The sequence below is a fragment of the Planococcus sp. RAB007_Raresut genome (genome assembly GCF_057369535.1).
The window spans coordinates 375,775-396,184 of record NZ_JBXYIF010000001.1 but is presented as its reverse complement, the minus strand read 5'-3'; the positions used below and the strand labels follow the sequence as shown (position 1 = coordinate 396,184).

Sequence of the window (20,410 nt, the reverse complement as noted above, 5' to 3'; positions counted from 1 at the left end):
ATTAGGATTTTATAAATAGCGGGTATGCATCTCGGCGCCCATATTTTCCAGAAGGTGTTTTTGTTGTGTTCCTTACAAAATTACGGTTTATATCAAAGGGGAAGGAGTGGATTTCATTTCATTCACAAGCTTGCTTTGCGGTTGGGAAAACTTTTGCTTGAATCATGCATGAGCCATATAATTCTGCAAGGATAAAATCTTCTTTTGATTAAACATTCCAATTTTTTAAAGGCTGAAACAAAAAAGTGTTTGACAACTTGAAATATTGCTGATAGTTTTGGAATTAAGAATTTTTGAAAAATAAAATCGTTGACGAGAAGAGTAAGATAAGTGCCCTGTTCCACAGAGAGTCGGTAGATGGTGCGAGCCGATGTCCAGAACTTATCCGAAAATCATCTCCGAGATGCAATGCTGAAAGATCTTATTTAAGCATTGTCGGGCTGTCCCCCGTTACAAGGAACAACGTATGTTTGTACGTTGATCGAGTGTCGTAAGTGGATATTATTATCCATTTGCGGAACTAGGGTGGTATCGCGAGCTAAACTCGTCCCTTTTTAAGGGACGGGTTTTTTGTTTTTCAAAAATTGTTTGAAGCACAAAAAATTCAATGAGGAATGAGGAATGGATGATGAAAGAACAATTGATTTACCTGAATGGCCAGTTTGTCAGCAAAAAAGACGCTGTTGTTTCTGTGTATGACCACGGCTTTTTATACGGAGACGGTGTGTTCGAAGGGGTACGCGTCTATGAAGGCAATGTCTTCCGGCTTAAAGAACATATTGACCGGCTGTATGATTCCGCGAAATCAATCATGTTATCTGTTCCTTACAGCAAACAGGAAATGAGCGATCTGGTCGTAGAGACTTTAAGGAAAAACGAGTTGCAGAATGCTTATATCCGCGTAGTCGTATCAAGAGGAGTGGGAAATCTTGGACTGGATCCTTCCTCCTGTGCACGGCCCCAAGTCATCGTCATTGCTGAAGAACTGGCTATGTTTCCGAAAGAATTGTACAAGACGGGAATCGACATCGTTTCTGTGGCGACGAGAAGAACCCGGCCTGATGTGCTGTCGCCGAAAGTTAAGTCATTGAATTATTTAAACAATATCCTGGTCCGGATTGAAGCTAATTTAGCAGGGGTAAGCGAAGCGCTTATGTTGAACGACCAAGGCTATGTGGCTGAAGGTTCAGCGGACAACGTATTCATTGTCAAGAACGGTGAAATTTTGACGCCGCCAGGCTATGTGGGAGCACTGGAAGGAATCACAAGAAACGCCATCATGGAAATTGCCCATGAACTGGGCTTCCCGATGCGAGAGCAGGTTTTCACCAGGCACGACGTCTATGTCGCGGATGAAGTCTTTTTAACCGGAACAGCCGTAGAAGTGATTGCAGTCGTGAAAGTGGATGGCAGAGTCATCGGCGATGGCAGACCGGGCGATTGCACGAACCGGCTCCTCGAAGAATTCAGGAAAACAGTCGTTGAAAATGGCACAAAAGTATATGGACAGGAAAATGTTCAAGTTGTTTAAGAAGGAGGATTCAGCATGCGCAGTGACATGATCAAAAAAGGCATCGACCGGGCTCCACACAGGAGCCTGCTTTATGCCACGGGAGTAACGCTTAAGGACATGGAAAAACCATTCATCGGGGTCTGCAATTCTTATATCGATATTATCCCAGGACATATGCACTTGAGGCAATTTGCCGATGTCGTCAAAGATGCCATACGGGAAGCCGGAGGTATTCCGTTCGAATTCAATACAATCGGAGTGGATGACGGCATTGCGATGGGGCATATCGGCATGCGGTATTCGCTGCCAAGCAGGGAGCTTATTGCAGACTCGGCGGAAACTGTCATCAATGCCCATTGGTTTGACGGAGTCTTCTATATTCCGAACTGCGATAAAATTACGCCGGGGATGCTGATGGCGGCAGTGAGGACGAATGTGCCTTCTGTATTCGTTTCAGGTGGCCCGATGGAAGCCGGCGTTTCAAGCGCCGGCGAACCGTTGTCGCTTGTCTCTGTATTTGAAGGGGTAGGAGCCTATCAATCGGGAAGAATGTCTGAAGCGGAATTGCTGGATGTGGAACAGAATGCCTGCCCGACATGCGGTTCCTGTTCCGGGATGTTCACGGCCAACTCGATGAACTCGCTCATGGAAATGCTTGGAGTTGCGCTGCCGGGGAACGGAACGCTTGTTGCGACATCAAAAGAGCGGCATCAACTGATCTATGATGCTGCGCGCCATTTGGTTGATTTGATAAAAAAAGACATCAAACCGAGAGATATCATCACAAAAGATACGATCGATGATGCGTTTGCGCTTGATATGGCGATGGGCGGATCGACGAATACTGTTTTGCATACGCTTGCGATAGCAAACGAAGCGGAAATCGAGTATGACCTGAGCCGAATAAATGAAGTGGCGAAGCGTATTCCATATCTGTCCAAAATCAGCCCGGCATCCGATTATTCCATGCAGGATGTACATAATGCAGGCGGTGTCAGCGCCATCATCAAACAGCTTTGTGAAATGGAAGGAGCGGTTCACCCGGACCGGATTACGATTACCGGGAAATCACTTTATGAAAATGTGAAAGATGCAGAAGTTTTGAATGATGATGTCATTCGCAACAAAGAAACGGCGCATAGCTCGGTTGGCGGACTGTCGATTCTGTTCGGAAATATTGCACCGGACGGTTGTGTCATCAAAGTGGGTGCAGTTGATCCCGCCATCAAGACTTTCCGGGGCGAAGCGATTGTCTTCGATTCTCAAGATGAAGTGATGGCCGGAATTGAAAATGGCGATGTCCAGGAAGGGCATGTTGTGGTCATTCGTCTTGAAGGGCCAAAAGGCGGGCCAGGAATGCCGGAAATGCTTGCACCGACCGCCGCTATTGCAGGAAGAGGGCTTGAAAAGAAAGTGGCGTTGATCACGGATGGACGATTTTCAGGAGCTTCAAGAGGCATTTCCATCGGCCACATTTCACCGGAAGCGGCTGAAGGCGGGCCAATAGCATTCGTCAAAAATGGCGATGAGATCTTCATTGATTTGGAGAACCGTGCAATCACTCTCGTTGTTTCCGAAACGGAATTGGCAGCAAGAAAAGCGGGTTGGACGGAGCCGCCGGCAAAAATTAAAAAAGGGTATTTAGCCCGTTATTCAAAACTTGTGACTTCTGCGAGTACAGGTGGAGTTATGAAAATTTAATGACATGAAAAGGAGGAGGCAAATTTGGAAGCGAAAGAGGCAATGGCAATGTTGGCAACTGAAGAAGTGACAGGCAATGGGGCGGATCTTTTCATCCAATCTTTGAAACAGGAAGGCGTAGAGATTTTGTTCGGTTATCCTGGCGGCGCTGTTTTGGGTATTTACGATGCGTTATACAAGTCGCCGATCAAGCACATTCTTGCCCGCCATGAACAAGGCGCCATCCACGCGGCAGAAGGGTATGCCCGCGTTTCCGGAAAGACGGGTGTCGTCCTGGCCACTTCAGGTCCTGGAGCGACCAATTTAGTGACCGGAATCGCCGATGCCATGATGGACTCGCTGCCGCTTGTCATTTTCACCGGCCAGGTGGCTTCGCATGTTCTGGGGACGGACGCTTTTCAGGAAGCGGACGTGGTCGGCATGACGACACCCATCACCAAACATAATTACCAGGTGAAAAAAATCGGGGATCTGCCCAGAATCGTGAAAGAAGCTTTTCATATAGCTTCAACCGGCAGGCCAGGTCCCGTATTAGTGGACATACCCAAAGATTTAGCAGCGGATCCGGCTGTACCGCTGCTGAAAATCGAAGTGGAACTCCCGGGATACCAGCCTCTTTCCGATTCGGATCCGCTGCATGTAAAACATTTGATGGAAGCACTTGGAAATTCCAGCAAACCGCTTATTTTAGCGGGTGCAGGCGTTTTACATGCAAAAGCTTCCGAAGAATTGCTCTTATTTTCGGAGCGTTATAATTTGCCGGTGGCCCATACACTTTTAGGGCTTGGCGGATTTCCGGCGGAGCACCCTCTCTTTTTGGGGATGGCCGGAATGCACGGCTGCTACACCGCCAATATGGCTATCTCAGAATGTGACTTATTGATAAATATCGGAGCGCGTTTTGATGACCGGTTGACTGGGAATTTGGCTTCGTTTGCGCTATTCGCTAAAGTTGCCCACATCGACATCGACCCATCGGAAATCGGTAAAAACGTCGAGACGCATTTGCCGGTTGCCGGTGATGCAAAAGCCGTGTTGACGGCAATTCTGAACCAAAGAGCGAAAAATCAGGATTTGCAGAGCTGGTTAGAGCATTTGGAAAACTATAAAAGAGATTACCCTTATTGGCATACCGAAACGGAGGAATTCCTTTCCCCGCAGCGTTTGATTGAATTGGTGCACAAGCATACAAATGGCGATGCGATTGTCACGACAGATGTCGGCCAGCATCAAATGTGGGCTGCGCAGTATTACGCTTTTTCACGCCCGAACCGTTGGGTAACTTCCGGCGGACTGGGAACCATGGGGTTCGGTTTCCCGGCAGCCATCGGAGCGCAATTGGCTGAACCTGAGGCTGCAGTCGTTTCGCTGGCTGGAGACGGCGGTTTTCAAATGACTTTGCAGGAATTGATCCTATTAAAGGAATGGAACTTGCCTGTAAAAGTTCTTATTGTCAACAACGGATCACTGGGAATGGTTCGCCAGTGGCAAGAAACGTTCTACGGCAAACGATTTTCACAATCGGTCTTTTCCCTCCAGCCTGACTTTCTGAAGCTCGCAGAATCTTATGGAATAAAAGCTTACCGCATCAGCACGGAACAGGAAGCGGAGACGTTATTCGGGGAAGTGCTGTCAGACCGGGAGCCGGTTCTGATCGATTGCCGTGTCAACCCCGCTGAAAACGTCTATCCAATGGTGGCGCCAGGCAAAGGATTGCATGAAATGATCGGGGTGAAAACATGAAAAAAGGAACAATCACTGCATTCGTGCAAAACCAGAACAGTGTACTGACGCGTCTTATGGCTTTGTTAGCAAAACACCAATTCCAAATCGAAAGTCTGTGGGTCGGCTGCACCGAAGTGGAAGACGTTTCAAAAGTGACGGTTATCGTTAAAGAAGAGACTGGCCATAAATTCAGGCAGCTGGTGAAACAAGTCGAAAAGCAAATTGAAGTGCTTTTCGTCATGGAAGGAACAGACTTACAAGTGGTTGAAGAACAATTCGAATTGATCAAAGCGCACAACTCAGCAAAAGTATTGGTGCATTTAAAGGAATGAAAAAAGAGGAGATGACTGGAATGGTAAAGGTCTATTATGAAGCAGATGTGAATGAAGACGAGTTGAAAGGCAAAACAATGGCGGTCATTGGCTATGGTTCGCAAGGGCATGCACATGCGCAGAATTTGCGTGACAGCGGCCATCAGGTAGTGGTCGGATTGCGCCAAGGGAAATCATGGGCTCAGGCAGAAAAGGATGGATTCCGCGTATTGCCTGTCAGTGCCGCGTGCCAAGAAGCGGATGTCATCATGGTTTTATTGCCGGATGAAAACCAGCCTGCCGTTTATGAAAATGAAATTAAACCTTCTTTGTCCGCAGGAAAAGCGCTTGCGTTCGCCCACGGTTTCAACATTCACTTCCATCAAGTCGTTCCGCCTGCTAATGTTGATGTTTTTTTAGTGGCTCCGAAAGGTCCCGGCCACTTGGTGCGGCGGACATTTGAAGAAGGCGCAGGCGTCCCGGCGCTGGTTGGCGTCCATCAAAACGTCACTGGCCAGGCAAAAGCACTTGCTTTAGCTTATGCAAAAGGCATCGGTTCGGCTCGCGCAGGTGTGCTGGAAACAGATTTCAAAGAAGAAACCGAAACCGATCTTTTTGGCGAGCAGGCGGTTCTTTGCGGCGGCTTGACGTCACTTGTAAAAGCGGGATTCGAAACGCTGGTTGAAGCAGGATACCAGAAGGAAGTGGCTTATTTCGAATGTATGCACGAGCTGAAATTGATCGTTGACTTGATGTATGAACAAGGTCTTGACGGGATGCGCCATTCCATTTCAGACACCGCCCAATGGGGAGATTTCGTTTCCGGGCCAAAAGTGATCAATACGGAAACAAAAGCGCGTATGAAAGAAGTGCTGGCGGATATCCAGTCAGGTGAATTTGCAAAAGGATGGATCCTTGAAAACCAGGCAAACCGCCCTGTGTTCAATGCAGTCGCCAATCGCGAAAAACAGCATCCGATCGAAGTGGTCGGCAAAGATTTGCGGAAAATGATGCCTTTCGTGCAGCAGAAGCTGAAGAAAGAGTTGGTGGAAACGTAATTTATATGCAACTTTTATAGATTCTAATATCAAGTCAGAGGTGAGCCTATTGGGGATTTGTTGGCGAGTGTGAAAATTGGTGAAGCGATGGGAAATCTGACGGGGAAAGTTCATCAAACTCCGTTAAAGCAAAGTGCAACATTAAATCACTTGACGAATGCGAAGATCTTTTTGAAATTGGAAAATCTGCAGAAAACGGGTTCTTTTAAAGTAAGGGGAGCCATGAACAAAATTACTTCTTTAACCGGACAGGAAGCAGCAAAAGGGATTATAGCAGCTTCTGCCGGCAACCACGCGCAAGGAGTCGCACTGGCAGCAGCACTGCAAGGGATCCAGTCAAAAATCTACATGCCGAGGCACACTCCGCTTTCGAAAGTGAATGCCACAAAGGAGTACGGTGCAGAAATCGTAATGGCTGGAGAAACGTATGATGAATCCTATCAATTTGCGGCAGAAGAAAAGATTCGGTGCGGCAGCACGTTTGTCCATGCATTTGCCGATGAACAAGTAATTGCAGGGCAAGGGACCATTGCACTTGAAATGCTTCGGCAAAACAGCCAATTGGACATCATCTTTGTGCCGGTTGGCGGAGGCGGTTTGATATCAGGGGTTGCTCTCGCTGTTAAATCCATCAATCCATCCATTCGGGTAATCGGTGTGCAGGCGTCTGGCGCATCTGCTGCCTATCGAAAATTCACCGGGCAAAAAATGGAACCATATTTGCCGATCAGCACGATAGCGGATGGGATTTTAGTCAGAGAGCCGGGAGCGGTAACTTTTCCAATCATTGAGAAGTATGTGGATGATATCGTAACGGTGGCTGATGAAGAAATCGCCTATGCGATCATGTTTATGCTTGAAAGGGAAAAAATGCTGACAGAAGGGGCGGGAGCCGCCGCTTTGGCTGCCATTTTATGCAACAAAATCTCCATTGACCAAAAAAAGGTCGGCTGCATTATCAGTGGTGGAAATGCAGACCCTGAAAAATTGCCATTCTATAAGAGCCTGGCTAAAACACTGCCGGATTTAAGCTTAGCAAAATAAACAGCTGAGACAGAACACTGCATAATCAGAAAAGTGGTTTTTGAACAGATAACATTTATATAGAAGAAACTCGTGAATGCAAACGAAGATTCCAGCGAGTTTATGTTCACCATTCATAGTTACAGCAATAAAAACTGCCGATCTAAAATCAGATCGGCAGTTTTTATTATTGGTAAGTTGATGGTCAGCCAGCCTATATTTAAACAGCCTTTCTCTCTTCCAAATATAAAATATTAGCTGATTTCAAGCGATTTCTTACTGTGATCCCAATCCACGCAGCCAGCGCGGCTTTAATAAGACCGACTAAAATGAACGGGACAAATCCACCCATTAACGCACCTGTCCATGAAAGATCAGCGAATATCTTCAACCAGACTGTTCCAAACGCCAATGCCATAAACATGCCAAGGACATTAGCGATTACGGCATTGGCTAATGTGTAACTCGTTTTCTCGAGATAATAGCCTATGATAAAAGCAGTTGGAATAAAGCCGAAGAGGTAGCCGCCAGTCGGTCCGAATAAGCTGCCTAATCCGCCTGACATTTGAGCGAAAACGGGAATTCCAACTGCCCCCAGCCCCAAGTAGACCAGGACAGATAAAGTTCCGTACTTAGCCCCTAAAATCGTTGCGGCCAGTCCGATTGCCAGTGTTTGCCCTGTAATGGGAACTAACGGCAATGGGATTGTTACCTGCGCCAGGATTCCGATGATTGCCGCAAATAATGCCGTAATAATCATCATTCTCAATTTTACATTTGATTCTGTCATGTCACACTCTCCTTTTAAGTTAACCAAAAAAATAATTTGGTTAACTTATATATTACCATATTTCCTATAATAACTAGATAAATATTTGGAGAGATGTTAGGCTGTTTTTAGGCATCATAAAAAAACTGAATATAAAAACACTAGGGGAGTCTTTTGAGACTGAGACGGAGCAATCCGGACCCTTTGAACCTGATCTAGTTGAAACTAGCGTAGGGAAGTGGTTGCTATGTATTTTATCTATTCTTAAAATATGATCGAAACCACTCCGTCGCTGGAGTGGTTTTTTTATTTGCCAGGTATTTTTTATGCATTAAGGGAGTGAAGGAAAAAATACATGAAAACTAAAAAGTTGCATATTATCTCTACAGGAAGGCAAGAGCCGGAACAATTAGCAGATATCATCGGCAGGATTCATTTTGACATCGATTTCATCCATCTTCGTGAAAAAACGAAAACAGCAAAAGAAGTATATAAGACGGTGGAGCTTTTAAAAAGCAAAAAAGTTCCTCTTTCAAAAATAATAATTAATGACCGGGCGGATGTTGCCTGTGTTTCAAATGTGAAAGGAGTTCACTTAGCCTATCATTCGCTGCCTGTTGAAATTGTAAAACGAAAATTTGAGGATTTGACAGTTGGCTGTTCCGTTCATTCCCTTGAAGAAGCTCAAATTGCCGAGCATCAAGGTGCTGATTATGTAATATTCGGCCATGTATATTCAACTCAATCCAAATCAGGACTCATTCCCAAAGGCTTAGAACAGTTGAGGTTCATTTCTGAATCAATTTCTATCCCAGTTATAGCGATTGGTGGAATAAAACCGACAAATAGTAGGGATGTTATCGAAGCGGGAGCACAAGGAGTCGCTGTAATGTCAGGGATATTGGAAGCAGAAAACCCTTCGCAGGCGGTACTGCAATATCGTTCCTATTTAACTAAATAATAGTTCGCTTGCAATGGTTAAGGAGAGATTTAAATGAATAAACCGTATGATGCCATTATAATCGGTGGCGGAGTCAATGGCGGAGCAATAGCTTTTAATTTGGCGAAAAGAGGAATGAAGGTTTTATTGCTGGAAAAAGACCGGCTTGCAAGTAAAGCATCTGGAGCGGCAGCCGGGATGCTGGGTGCCCAAGCCGAGTTGGATGGAGAGGGGCCGCTTTTTCAATTAGCCAGAACCAGCAGAGCGTTGTTTAACGACTTGGCAGATGAACTGAATATGATCAGCGGTGTTGATATTGAACTTGTGAAAAAGGGAATGCTAAGGGTTGCCTTAACTGATCGGGAGCAGCAGGAACACCATCGGATCAGTGGAATCCATAAACAGAACGGGGAACTTGCCGAGTTGCTTACAGGTGAAGAAGCGAGAAGAAGAGAGCCGGCATTGTCCAATGACGTAATTGGCGCAATGTATCTTGAGAGAGATGGACAAGTAGAAGCTCCGCAGTTGGCTTTAGGATTTTTAAAATCTGCCTCAGCACTTGGCTGCGTGATTATAGAATATGTAGAAGTACATTCCTTTCATATTGCAAATGGAAAAGTCAATGGCGTTGTTACGAATGAAGGCGATTTTATGAGCAGCAACATTGTAGTAACAGGAGGGGCTTGGAGCGAGAAGCTGTTGATGAAGATAGGCTTACAGCTCAAAATGTATCCTGTGAAAGGTGAGTGTTTTTCTGTACGGACAGAGTTTCCCTTATTATCAAGTACAATCTTTACGCCAGGTTGCTATCTTGTTCCGAAAAAAGACGGAAGAATCATTATAGGAGCAACCTCTGTACCGAATACATTTAATCAACAAGTCACTTTAGAGGGGATTTTTTCGTTAATGGAGAATGCAAAAAAATTGGTGCCTTCCATATCACAGAGCGAGTGGGAAAGAGCGTGGACCGGGATTCGTCCGCAAACGGCAGATGGCTTGCCTTATTTAGGTGAACATCCTGAGTACAAAGGGCTGTTTATAGCGACAGGCCATTTTAGAAATGGGATATTGCTGTCTCCGATTACCGGAGAGGTGATGGCTGATTTGATTGAAGGAAAATCTCCTTCAATTGATATATCTCCTTTTCGTGTAGATCGGTCAATCAGGAAAACAATCCAATAATGAGGTGAAGAAAATGATATTGACGGTAAATGGAGATCAAGTAGAAGTACCCAATACAGTGAAAACGATAGCCGAACTGCTGCAGCATTTTGAGTTGAACAATAAAGTAGTAATTGTTGAAAAAAACGCTGAAATATTGGAGAAGGAAAAGCATGCAGAAACTCTGATTTCCGATAAAGATAAAATTGAATTAGTCCATTTTGTAGGAGGCGGATGAACATGTTGAAGATAGGAAACCATGAATTCTCATCAAGATTATTATTAGGCACGGGCAAATATCCAGACTTTGAGATCCAAAAAGCAGCGGTAGATGTGTCGGGTACAGAGATTCTAACGTTCTCAGTCCGACGAATGAATATATTTGAAGCGAGCCAGCCGAATTTCCTAGAAAACCTGGATATTTCAAAGTATACCTTACTACCAAATACAGCTGGGGCCAAGACTGCTGAAGAAGCGGTAAGGATTGCAAAACTGGCTAAGGCATCAGGCCTTTGTGACATGATTAAAGTGGAAGTAATCGGCTGCCAAAAAACATTGCTGCCGGATCCAATTGAAACGTTAAAAGCATCAGAACAACTATTAAAAGAAGGGTTTATTGTCTTGCCGTATACATCAGACGATGTTCTTTTGGCAAGACGGCTCGAAGAACTGGGCTGTCACGCCATAATGCCCGGTGCATCTCCCATAGGCTCTGGCCAGGGAATCATCAATCCATTGAATCTTTCTTTCATTATAGAACAGGCAAATGTTCCTGTGATTGTCGATGCCGGCATTGGAACGCCATCTGATGCTGCGATTGCAATGGAAATGGGAGCGGCTGGCGTTTTGCTAAATACAGCTGTATCTGGAGCGGACGATCCAGTAAAAATGGCTAGAGCCATGAGACTTGCAATCGAAGCAGGAAGATTGGGATTTGAGGCGGGACGAATTCCAAAAAAACGGTATGCCACTGCCAGCAGTCCGCTTGAAGGGATGAGCATCGGTTGAATGGACGATACTCGCGACAGGAGCTTTTTGCCCCGATAGGGATAAAAGGACAAGAGAAATTGAGGAACAAGCATGTCTTGATAATCGGTGCTGGCGCATTAGGAACTGGAAGTGCCGAAATGCTGGTACGGGCAGGGATCGGCAAAATTACCATCGCAGATCGGGACTATGTGGAGTGGAGCAATCTTCAGCGTCAGCAGCTTTATACCGAAGAGGAGGCAGAACAGCGAATCCCAAAAGCGGTGGCGGCTAAAAAACGACTAACGGCTATTAATTCTGAAGTGGAAATTTGCTGTCATGTCATGGATGTCTCAGTCGAAGAAATGGAACGGTTGGTGGAAGGCGTTGATCTGATTCTTGATGCCAGCGATAATTTTGATATCCGGATGATTATCAATGATATTTCCCAAAAATATCAGATTCCTTGGATTTACAGTGCATGTGTTGGAAGTTATGGAATCAGTTATACCATTCTTCCGAGTGAAACCCCTTGTCTAAATTGCTTATTAGAGAAGGTGCCTATGGGAGGAATTACATGTGATACGGTGGGAATCATCAGCCCTGCTGTCCAAATGGTCCTGTCTTTCCAAATTTCAGAGGCATTAAAAATTTTAGTTGAAGATAGACTTCATTTAAGGAACAAGCTGGTCTCCTTCGATCTATGGCAAAATCACCAATCATCTATTAACGTCGATAAGATTAAAAGAGAGGATTGCCCTTCTTGCGGAGCGGAGCGTTCTTATCCTTATCTTTCTTTCTCAAACCAAACAAAAACCGCCGTTTTATGCGGTAGGGATACGGTTCAGATCCGTCCTTCCCAACCGATAGACAGAGACTTGGAAAGCTTGGATACAGCCTTGTCCAGACAGCTGGGAAAGGTTTCACGCAACCCATATCTGCTGTCTTTCTCGACCGCAGAGCATCGCCTTGTCATTTTTAAGGATGGCCGTGTTTTAATTCATGGAACGAAAAGCATTCCTGAAGCTAAATCTTTATATCACCGATATCTAGGTTAATGTGCATTTATCTGAATGTTTAAGTGTGCTTGCAAATTCTTTATTGATCTCTTACTAAATTATTTAAGATTCAGAAAGACTAAAAAGAAGGAGTGGTTACAATGAACAGAACAGTATTGGTAACAGGTAGTAGTAGAGGATTAGGAGCTTCTATTGCAAAAACATTGGTGCAACAAGGGTTTAAAGTGGTTATCAATTATTATAAGAGCAAAGATGCTGCTGAAGAGCTTGTTTTTGAGCTAGGGAAGGATAATGCTATTGCAATTTGTGCCGATGTCACAAACCGCAAAGAAGTTGATGCGCTAGTAAAAAAAGCAACGGAATATTTTGGCCAAATAGATGTCGTAGTCAACAATGCATTGGTGGACTTCAAATTTGATCCAACCAAACAGAAATCTTTTACTGAACTTACTTGGGAAGATTATCAAAAACAGCTGGATGGTACTTTAAAGGCAGCATTTAATGTAGTTCAAAGCGTTATGCCTCAATTTATGGAACGGCAAAATGGAAGCATTATAAGTATCGGCACCAATTTATATCAAAACCCTGTTGTACCCTACCATGAATATACAACAGCTAAAGCTGGATTAATTGGTTTTACACGTAATCTCGCTTCGGAACTGGGACAATACGGCATAAAAGCAAATGTGGTTTCAGGTGGCTTATTAAAAACGACTGATGCAAGTTCTGTTACAACCCCGGAAGTATTCGATTTAATTGCTCAATCAACGCCATTGAAGAAAGTAACAACGCCTGAAGATGTAGCCAATATGGTCGCTTATTTATCTTCAGAAAATGCTGACGGTATTACAGGCCAGAATATAACAGTAGACGGTGGGTTGACAATGAACTAATAATTTCACTTACAAAGGATAGCTTTATAAAAAGAGGTTTTTTAAACAGCCAACCATGACTTAGGGAGCGAGATAACTAATGAAAGAAACTCAAAGGAAACAACTCCATTTAGGAATCTTACTGTATGGATGCGGACATCATCAGGCTGCTTGGTTAATGCCTGACTCAAGTGTGGACCGCGTTGGGGACATTTCTTATTACCAATCCTTGGCGCAGTTGGCTGAAAAAGGGTGCTTTGATGCAGTGTTTTTTGCTGACAATCAATCGTTCCTTGCCAAAGATTCAAATGAAATGCCGGCATTTTGGCTGGATCCAGTGGTCAATTTAACAGCCATCTCACAAGTGACGAATTACGTGGGATTAGTTTCAACAATCTCTAGCACCTTTTCCAACCCCTTCACTGCTTCAAGGCAGCTGTTGAGTCTGGATCATATTACTAAAGGCCGTGTCGGATGGAATCTGGTCACTTCAATGAGGGATGAGGAAGCGTTAAATCACAGTATGAGCAAACTGCCTCCCCGTGATGAACGGTATAAAAAGGCTGATGAATTTGCTGCTCTCATGAATAAATTATTTCTATCATGGGACAGCAATGAGTTTCTGTACGATCGATCAGAAAGACAGTTGATAAACCCTGACAATATACGGCCAGTCAACCATAATGGCACTTATTTCAAAGTGAAGGGACCATCCACGACGCCAAAAAGCCCTCAAGGCAGACCGGTGGCCATGCAAGCAGGAGCCTCTGAACAAGGTATTGCATTAGCTGCGAAATATGCAGATGCAGTCTATTCAGTGTCATGGAACTTAAATCAAGCAAAGAAGTACCGAAAAAAGTTGGATGAACAGATTAAGCAAAATGAGGCCAGTGATCGGCATATCAAAGTATTCCCGGGCTTAGTCACTTATGTGGGCCGTACGAATGAAGAAGCTCTTGCCAAAAAATCTTCATTAGATGAAAAGTTGCCTGTGGAAACCGCTTTAAAACAGTTGGGTTTCTTTCTCCAGCAAGATTGTTCTAATTGGGAAATTGATCTAAAAGTGCCCCCATTGCCTCCTGTAGAAGAATTCACAGGTCCAATTGGCCGATACGAAACAATACTTGAAATTATTAAGGATACCGAACCTACAGTAAAAGAACTATTAGGATATCTTAATGCAGGCGGTGGGCATTTCACGCTTATTGGTACGCCTGAGAAAATTGTGGATCAGATGGAGATTTGGGTTGAGGCGGGTGTTGCTGACGGATTTAACCTTATGCCTCCTACACTGCCCGGTAGTTTAGAGGACTTTGTTGAACTCGTTGTTCCTGAAATGCAAAAAAGAGGCATCTTCAGAAAGCAATATGAAGGGCATACTTTCCGTGAGCATTTAGGATTAACACGATGAATTAGATTAAAGGGACTGAACTGGGGGCAGAAACTGTTTTTTAAATGGCTAAGACAACGGGTGAACTGGCCTTTGCTGCAAAATTAAACAAGTAGAAAAAGGTGCTTTGGCAAGCGACATTTTTAACTGCCATTCACTGCAATTTTTTTACTTACCAAAACAATTTTCTAATGAGGTAATTGGTTTACATATCATGAGGTTATCGGAAGTTGGAGAATTTACCCACCTAATATAAGAAAAAAAGGCTCTAGGTTGAGCCTTTTAACTTTCAAATATTCTATGCGATTGAAGTCGGGATAAAATAAACTATTCCTGGCTTTATTTTTTTATACAAACATAAATCATTTCGGTGCTAGAATTTTTTAGGGGTTCTTTTTTCCACGAACTATAGGTTTCAAGTATAGCGAAACCATTTTGCGTGAGTAACCTCTCCATTTCAAGAGGGAATACGTAGCGTAAAGAAATGCTGTCTTGTTCTATTGAGCCGACTCCAGTTCCTTCAAGTATTTCTCGGACTGATGTGCAGTGCAAAATCTGAGTTAATGGACGATAAGTTTCTATAGTTTTTTCCCGGATTTTTCTGCTGCGTTTATCTAGATAAACCCGTGTAGATTCTTCGACTTCAGCCAGTTCATTTAAAATAGGGAATCTAGTATTAAAAATAAAAACACCGTTTTCTTCTAGATGATTATGAATGGACTGCAATAATTGATTTTGCGATTCATTCGTGAGAAAGTGCTGAAATGAATTTCCTGTCATATACATTAGAGGGACTAATACATTGAGAGAGAGTTTTGTACAATCTTGTAAAGTCCATTCCACTGATAAAGAATTATTTGCAGTTTTTTTTCTGGCCTGATTCAGCATTCCTTCGTGAAGATCTACACCGATTAGTTTGTGACCTTGTTGAGCTAAAGGAATAGTTACTCTTCCAGTCCCACATCCTAAATCGACTATTGTACCTTTTTGTTTGTTAGCCCACTCAACAAGGAATGGCAAATCATTTAGATAATCTTGATATTCTAAATCGTAATATTCCGGATTTTCGTATTTCTCAAAATTACTTTTAAATATATCTTCTTTTAATCTGTTCAATATTTTTCCACCTTTATAAATATTTTGCTAAAAATTTAAAGAAAGTCCTTTAAGTATAGCATAAGAGGGAGGAAGAAAATTGAATAAACAAAAAACTCGAAGGTGAAAAAAGAGTTAACATATGATCGCTTATCGGAAGTTTTTTGAATACGAAGGGAGAGAAGATGGTTAACCACATCTTCTCTCCCTTTACAGTTATATCTGGACTTCTTTGAATATTTCTTTATGGATGAATACAAGACTTTTATAAAAAAATTTAAAAAGCTGTGACGGAAGGATGCACTTATGTGTCTAATTAGATAAGAGGACGGTGATCTTATGTAAACAGAATCGTGGTTCGAAGACTATGCGGAAGAGATATACAAATACATTTTGTTTATGGTAAAGAACCGCGGAACGGCAGAAGACCTGACGCAGGACACCTTTATTAAAGCTTTTCTCCACTCAGGGAAATTTAAGGGAGATTCCGCAGTCCGGACATGGCTGTACCGGATTGCCTATACGACGACGATGAATCATTTCCGGAAAAAGCACCCGGTTTCCACTCTGTTCGATTCGCCCATAAACATGAAAAGCGCAGAAGCCGCTTTTCTGGAGCAAGATGATCTGAAGGAATTGTACCGGACGATTTCCACGTTGAAGATGAGCCATCAGAAAGTGATCATTCTCCGGAAAATCCAACTGCTGTCTGTCAAAGAAACCGCTGAAGTTCTTGGATGGAGCGAAAGCAAAGTGAAGATGCAGCTTTCCCGAGCTTTGGTGTCATTGAAGGATTCCATGAAGAAGCAAGGAGGGGTGAATTATGAACAATCGACAAGATGAGGAGTTCCAGCGGCTGTCGAACGCTGTTTCACTGTCCAAGGAATCGAAGGAAAAAATGCGGCGTGCCGTTTTTAACACTCCACGAAGACAAATGAATACGTTTCGGTTTGCTGCCATTTTTGCACTCCTGTTGATTGCAGTCGCGTCATTCCTCGCTGTTACGCTTATCCAAGAAGGACAGGAGTCCTCGGTTGCACCATTGGGACAAGGGGAAAGAGCTGTGATGAACTTTTCCGATGAGAGCAACAGCTTGAAAGTAACCTATACCCAAAAGGGGATAGAAGATGATGGACGGGAAGCGTTTATGACCATTGAGTATATCGGGGAAGGAACTAAGCCTGAGGAAGCCACTTATCGGTTTGTATACAATAAAGACCAAGAATCCTTTGGTGGCTCACTTTTATTGGGTGAAGAGGGTAGTTATGCAGACGTAGATTTTGGGACGTGTACGACCTGTACGTTGTATTCGAAAGAGGATGAAATCGCTGGAACAATTGAATGGGAAGGTCAACAGGAAAGCCTGATACTGACAAAAACCGATGATTCGAAATGGCAAGAAAGCCCTTTATTTGAATCGGGCAGCTATACGATGATCGGTGAAGAAGAAAAAGCAGGCTTTATTTATGATGGCGGTGAAGTGGTCCGCTTCTATGAAAATAAACCCCAAAAGTACATGTGGCATTTCTGGGGAAGCCAGACAGAGCTTACCGGTCCGTTCAAAGTGGTTGGAACGCATGAGAACAGCATCGAGGGAATTGAAGTGGTTCCTGAGGGAGATGTATTGATTCCAAGCCCGAATAATGGCGCCGATCACCATGTTCCGACTCTTATGTCCCTGCCGGAAACGGGGATGTGGAAGTTAGAGGCGGTTATTAATGACAAGATCATGGGCACGGTATATGTGGAAGTGCATGAGCAGTAGTTGGAAAAGTAATGGCTTCAGCTCGTTCATATTACAGAAACAGACACCATATATCAGCACTTATTGGAAGGGAAGGAGCTAGAAAAAGCTTCTTCCTTTTTTGTCTGTAAAAGTGTACTTTTACGAGCGGTTATATTTCCAGAATTATCTAGCTATTCATTAGAATTCTAAGTATATTTAACCTAAGACGTTAAATTCTAGTTTTAAAGATATAAAAACTTAAAAATCTTTTTTAAAAAATTCTGATGGGATTTTGGTGCAAAGACTAGAAAGTAAATTTAAATTAAGTGCAATTAGATAGAATTTAGAACCACGCTACCGTTGACTAGATAAAAATTTCTGTGATTAAGGGGGATTTATAATATGAAAACTTATTTAATCTATATTTTTTTAATGATAGCAATTACTATTGCGGCCATAGACACCTGGGGAGAAACAAGTAAAACTATTATGTATGGAATAGCCCTTGTAAGCACCCTGGCCCTAATTGCTATGAAGGCAGGAGAGAAAAGGGAAAATTAAAAGGAAGCAGAGAAGATGCGAACACTATCACATCTTCTCTCCCTTTTAGTATAAGTGTCCTTTTACGAACAGTTATTCTTATATGCAATTTTCATTAGAACCTTTTCGTAGATCTGGGCAGGATAGTTGAATAGAATTCTAAGATAAGGAGACGATATATGAAAAAATTCACTAACACTCATTTAGCAATAGTAACATCCATTTTTATTCTAATATCTGTTATTTACAGTTTATTAGCCTGGGAACCGATCTATAAATTAACTTCATTTTATCAAAATGCGACTATTATATTATCTGTCATTACATTAGGAATTCACTTTAATGCGTTGAAAGAGAATAAAGAAAAGAAAACACTGATTTTATTCAGTCTTGCAGTGCCGGCTTCAGTGATAATATATTGTATAGCGGGTTTCATCTATTGGTTTAATGGAGGATATTAAGTTCCGTTTTAGAATTATATTTTTTCAAGTCTATTAAACGGGTGCTTTAATGGGACAATCACCTAATCCAATTAAGGATTTATATAAAAGTTTTTTTAAATACATACAATTAAACAAAAAGGCAAGGCCGGCATATTCGAGTCGCCTTGCCTTTTTCCTCTATAATTTGAATATAATGAAGAGCGGGGATTTCTGGAATTCCATTTTTAAATGAAGTTCACTTAGAAGATAAAATAGAAGGTTTTTTATAGATGGTCAGATTAAAGCCGACTGAAGAAGAGTTTCAACATACTGGTTACAGCATGGGTAATCGATATTTTGAAGAAATCCGGCATTTGATAATATTGCCTCAGAGCACTTTTGAAATTTTTTTCTACTAATAAAGACATTTTCCCACCCAGAATAGTTAAGTTAATAAAATACTAAGGGAGCGAAACCTGAGCCTGTTTTGTTATGTTTTAACGTTCGAATTTCTAAGTACATAGGTTTATACATCATCAATTTATCGGAAGCTGTATATCTTCTCTCCCTTCGTACTTTTTGTGAAAATATACTTTTTTTAAAACGATCTTTCGTTACACTCAGTATTTAAAAAGGAACTCAAGAGTTAGCTATAAGACAAAATAAATTAGTCACTTTATCTGCAATTTAATGAAAGGATAAAAATCTTGTAGCTTGGCGTTGGAAAAAGGCACAGTATATTTAAAGCCCGAGTTACTTTGCCTATTTATATACGGTTATCAATTTCCATACATATATTCTGATAATTCTGATCTTGTTGTGGGATTTACTATAAATCTTTGATAAAGTAGAAATATGGAAGAATTTAGTTCTGGAAAAATTATTACAGAAAGGAGCAAAAACTATGAAGAAATGGTTGTATCTTGTAGTGAGTTTATTGTATGTGCTGCCAGTCTTTTTATGGGACTCTTTTTTTGATCGAATATCATCACCTGGTTTAACCTATTTTTGGGCATTTCTAGTAGTAGTCGGAGCAATTAATGTTTTTTATCAATGGAAAATGAATGTTGTGAAGAGTGGTGCCATAAGTTCCATAATAGCAGGTATGCTAATTGGGGTGACAGTGGGGGCAGTTAATTGGACACCGGTAAATTTTAGTCTGATTAGAGAATTCGTATACCTGTTGGCACCTTTGTTTATGCTTTACCTTCCGATAGAAAGAATGCTAAAAAGTAATCAGGAAGGAAATGAGCTTTCTAGTTTAAAAAATGAAGAAGACCGAGTGATTTATTAACTTATAATAAGCGGCCACTATAAAAGGTAAGATTGAAATGGCAGGAAAAAGATAAGAAATTTCGCTTTAGGGTGTCTAATATGATAAAAGATGGTAAAGAACTCAATATGAAGATTGTTCAAAGTTCCAATTCCTTAGTGGCGGCTGAGAAACATTAAAACTGCGCCTCTTATTATCTTATAAACAGAATGCCGAATAAGTTAGTTAACAGACAAGCTATTATCTGAAGCTGATTTAAGACATCAAGGAGAGAAGATACGAATACTTCGGTCTTCTCTCCTTTTTAGTCTATATAAGTATACTTTTTCAAACAGTTTTTACATTAAAATGATCAGGCTAAGCTCATTAGTAAAATGATTTATAAAAATGAAACATTACTGGTTTTGTAGCGACTAATTGAAAATAGAAAAGAAAAAATATTTACTAAAAGTTATTTGTTTTAAGATTAAGTTCAAGTAAGTAGCTAGGGGGACAGGAAATGAAGAAAACAGTTTCTGCTATATTTGTCTTACTAATTTTTATTGTAGGCGGTTGTAACAGCCCTGAATTGAAAGTGTCAGAAGAACAGGCGAAATCCAGTGTCATTAAATACCACGCTGGACACATCGGCAACGTCAAAATACTTTCAATAGAACTGGAAAAGAATAATTATATAGTCGAGTGGGAAAATGAAGAAAATTGTGAGGAGGGCATTGATTCTGTTGATGGAGAAAATGGTGATATTGAAATGATTGAAGCTTCAATTTGTTAATGATCACCGTCAGAAACTTTATACTGCTTCAATCAAAATCCACTAAGAATTTAAGCCTTATTTAAGAAATAATTATATAAGATTCATCGGAAAATTTTATTTTACATACCTTGGGTTAATTGGAAGGAAAATTG

At 42.0% G+C, this 20,410-nt stretch carries 20 protein-coding genes, 1 pseudogene, 1 riboswitch and 1 other annotated feature; of the genes and pseudogenes, 19 read left to right on the top strand and 2 right to left on the bottom strand.

What is annotated here, in order from left to right; translation table 11 throughout:
- The first annotated feature begins 300 nt into the window (after positions 1-300).
- Positions 301-555, top strand: a binding site (T-box leader).
- Positions 556-628: 73 nt separating this feature from the next.
- The 6 genes from ilvE (at position 629) to ilvA (ending at position 7,352) form a co-directional block, all read left to right on the top strand.
- Positions 629-1,531 (top strand): branched-chain-amino-acid transaminase, encoded by a 903-nt coding sequence (ilvE, locus tag AC2Q9J_RS01950; protein WP_499036841.1) that lies wholly within the window; start codon positions 629-631, stop codon positions 1,529-1,531.
- A gap of 15 nt (positions 1,532-1,546) precedes the next feature.
- Entirely contained in the window at positions 1,547-3,214 is a 1,668-nt protein-coding gene (ilvD, locus tag AC2Q9J_RS01945; protein WP_499036839.1) for a dihydroxy-acid dehydratase, read from the top strand.
- Positions 3,215-3,256: 42 nt separating this feature from the next.
- The gene (gene ilvB / locus AC2Q9J_RS01940; protein WP_499037330.1) at positions 3,257-4,957 is read left to right on the top strand and encodes a biosynthetic-type acetolactate synthase large subunit; all 1,701 of its coding nucleotides are present in this window, start codon (positions 3,257-3,259) and stop codon (positions 4,955-4,957) included.
- Complete coding sequence (gene ilvN / locus AC2Q9J_RS01935; RefSeq protein WP_499036838.1) at positions 4,954-5,271, top strand: acetolactate synthase small subunit; 318 nt, start codon at positions 4,954-4,956, stop codon at positions 5,269-5,271. The genes ilvB and ilvN overlap by 4 nt, the downstream gene beginning before the upstream one ends.
- A 20-nt stretch (positions 5,272-5,291) precedes the next feature.
- On the top strand, positions 5,292-6,308 hold the full coding sequence (ilvC, locus tag AC2Q9J_RS01930) for a ketol-acid reductoisomerase (RefSeq protein WP_499036836.1): 1,017 nt from the start codon (positions 5,292-5,294) through the stop codon (positions 6,306-6,308).
- A gap of 69 nt (positions 6,309-6,377) precedes the next feature.
- Positions 6,378-7,352: a threonine ammonia-lyase gene (ilvA, locus tag AC2Q9J_RS01925; protein ID WP_499037328.1), complete on the top strand. Its 975-nt coding sequence runs from the start codon at positions 6,378-6,380 to the stop codon at positions 7,350-7,352.
- Positions 7,353-7,551: 199 nt separating this feature from the next.
- Here ilvA and AC2Q9J_RS01920 read toward each other — a convergent pair whose 3' ends face one another.
- Positions 7,552-8,121, bottom strand: coding sequence for a biotin transporter BioY (locus AC2Q9J_RS01920; protein WP_499036835.1), 570 nt, complete (start codon positions 8,119-8,121; stop codon positions 7,552-7,554).
- A 132-nt stretch (positions 8,122-8,253) separates the two neighbouring features.
- Positions 8,254-8,354: riboswitch (TPP riboswitch) on the top strand.
- A 101-nt stretch (positions 8,355-8,455) separates the two neighbouring features.
- Here AC2Q9J_RS01920 and tenI point away from each other — a divergent pair.
- From tenI to AC2Q9J_RS01885, 7 genes are all read left to right on the top strand, one after another.
- Positions 8,456-9,061 (top strand): thiazole tautomerase TenI, encoded by a 606-nt coding sequence (gene tenI, locus AC2Q9J_RS01915; protein WP_499036833.1) that lies wholly within the window; start codon positions 8,456-8,458, stop codon positions 9,059-9,061.
- 33 nt (positions 9,062-9,094) lie between these two features.
- Positions 9,095-10,222: a glycine oxidase ThiO gene (gene thiO, locus AC2Q9J_RS01910; protein ID WP_499036831.1), complete on the top strand. Its 1,128-nt coding sequence runs from the start codon at positions 9,095-9,097 to the stop codon at positions 10,220-10,222.
- Positions 10,223-10,235: 13 nt separating this feature from the next.
- Positions 10,236-10,439 (top strand): sulfur carrier protein ThiS, encoded by a 204-nt coding sequence (thiS, locus tag AC2Q9J_RS01905; RefSeq protein WP_154750182.1) that lies wholly within the window; start codon positions 10,236-10,238, stop codon positions 10,437-10,439.
- Positions 10,440-10,441: 2 nt separating this feature from the next.
- Positions 10,442-11,209 carry a thiazole synthase gene (locus tag AC2Q9J_RS01900; RefSeq protein ID WP_203334440.1) on the top strand — a complete coding sequence of 256 codons (768 nt, stop codon included), beginning with the start codon at positions 10,442-10,444 and terminating at the stop codon, positions 11,207-11,209.
- A complete protein-coding gene (locus AC2Q9J_RS01895; protein ID WP_499036828.1) occupies positions 11,206-12,225 on the top strand; it encodes a thiazole biosynthesis adenylyltransferase ThiF in 1,020 nt (339 codons plus the stop codon). The genes AC2Q9J_RS01900 and AC2Q9J_RS01895 overlap by 4 nt, the downstream gene beginning before the upstream one ends.
- Positions 12,226-12,326: 101 nt before the next feature.
- On the top strand, positions 12,327-13,079 hold the full coding sequence (locus tag AC2Q9J_RS01890) for a 3-oxoacyl-ACP reductase (protein ID WP_499036826.1): 753 nt from the start codon (positions 12,327-12,329) through the stop codon (positions 13,077-13,079).
- Positions 13,080-13,158: 79 nt separating this feature from the next.
- Positions 13,159-14,469: an LLM class flavin-dependent oxidoreductase gene (locus tag AC2Q9J_RS01885; protein WP_499036824.1), complete on the top strand. Its 1,311-nt coding sequence runs from the start codon at positions 13,159-13,161 to the stop codon at positions 14,467-14,469.
- Between the two features lie 318 nt (positions 14,470-14,787).
- Here the strand turns inward: AC2Q9J_RS01885 and AC2Q9J_RS01880 are convergent, their stop codons facing one another.
- On the bottom strand, positions 14,788-15,564 hold the full coding sequence (locus AC2Q9J_RS01880) for a class I SAM-dependent DNA methyltransferase (RefSeq protein WP_499036822.1): 777 nt from the start codon (positions 15,562-15,564) through the stop codon (positions 14,788-14,790).
- Between the two features lie 345 nt (positions 15,565-15,909).
- Here AC2Q9J_RS01880 and AC2Q9J_RS01875 point away from each other — a divergent pair.
- The 6 genes and pseudogenes from AC2Q9J_RS01875 to AC2Q9J_RS01850 all read left to right on the top strand — a co-directional run.
- Positions 15,910-16,386, top strand: a pseudogene (locus AC2Q9J_RS01875) (RNA polymerase sigma factor); the annotation flags it as partial.
- Entirely contained in the window at positions 16,367-17,308 is a 942-nt protein-coding gene (locus tag AC2Q9J_RS01870) for a DUF4871 domain-containing protein (RefSeq protein WP_499036820.1), read from the top strand. The pseudogene AC2Q9J_RS01875 and the gene AC2Q9J_RS01870, both read left to right, overlap by 20 nt.
- Before the next feature lie 363 nt (positions 17,309-17,671).
- Complete coding sequence (locus AC2Q9J_RS01865) at positions 17,672-17,830, top strand: hypothetical protein (RefSeq protein WP_341202458.1); 159 nt, start codon at positions 17,672-17,674, stop codon at positions 17,828-17,830.
- Positions 17,831-17,988: 158 nt separating this feature from the next.
- The gene (locus AC2Q9J_RS01860) at positions 17,989-18,270 is read left to right on the top strand and encodes a hypothetical protein (protein ID WP_341202459.1); all 282 of its coding nucleotides are present in this window, start codon (positions 17,989-17,991) and stop codon (positions 18,268-18,270) included.
- Positions 18,271-19,135: 865 nt separating this feature from the next.
- The gene (locus AC2Q9J_RS01855) at positions 19,136-19,525 is read left to right on the top strand and encodes a hypothetical protein (protein WP_499036818.1); all 390 of its coding nucleotides are present in this window, start codon (positions 19,136-19,138) and stop codon (positions 19,523-19,525) included.
- A 478-nt stretch (positions 19,526-20,003) separates the two neighbouring features.
- Positions 20,004-20,276 carry a hypothetical protein gene (locus tag AC2Q9J_RS01850; protein ID WP_499036816.1) on the top strand — a complete coding sequence of 91 codons (273 nt, stop codon included), beginning with the start codon at positions 20,004-20,006 and terminating at the stop codon, positions 20,274-20,276.
- Positions 20,277-20,410 lie beyond the last annotated feature (134 nt).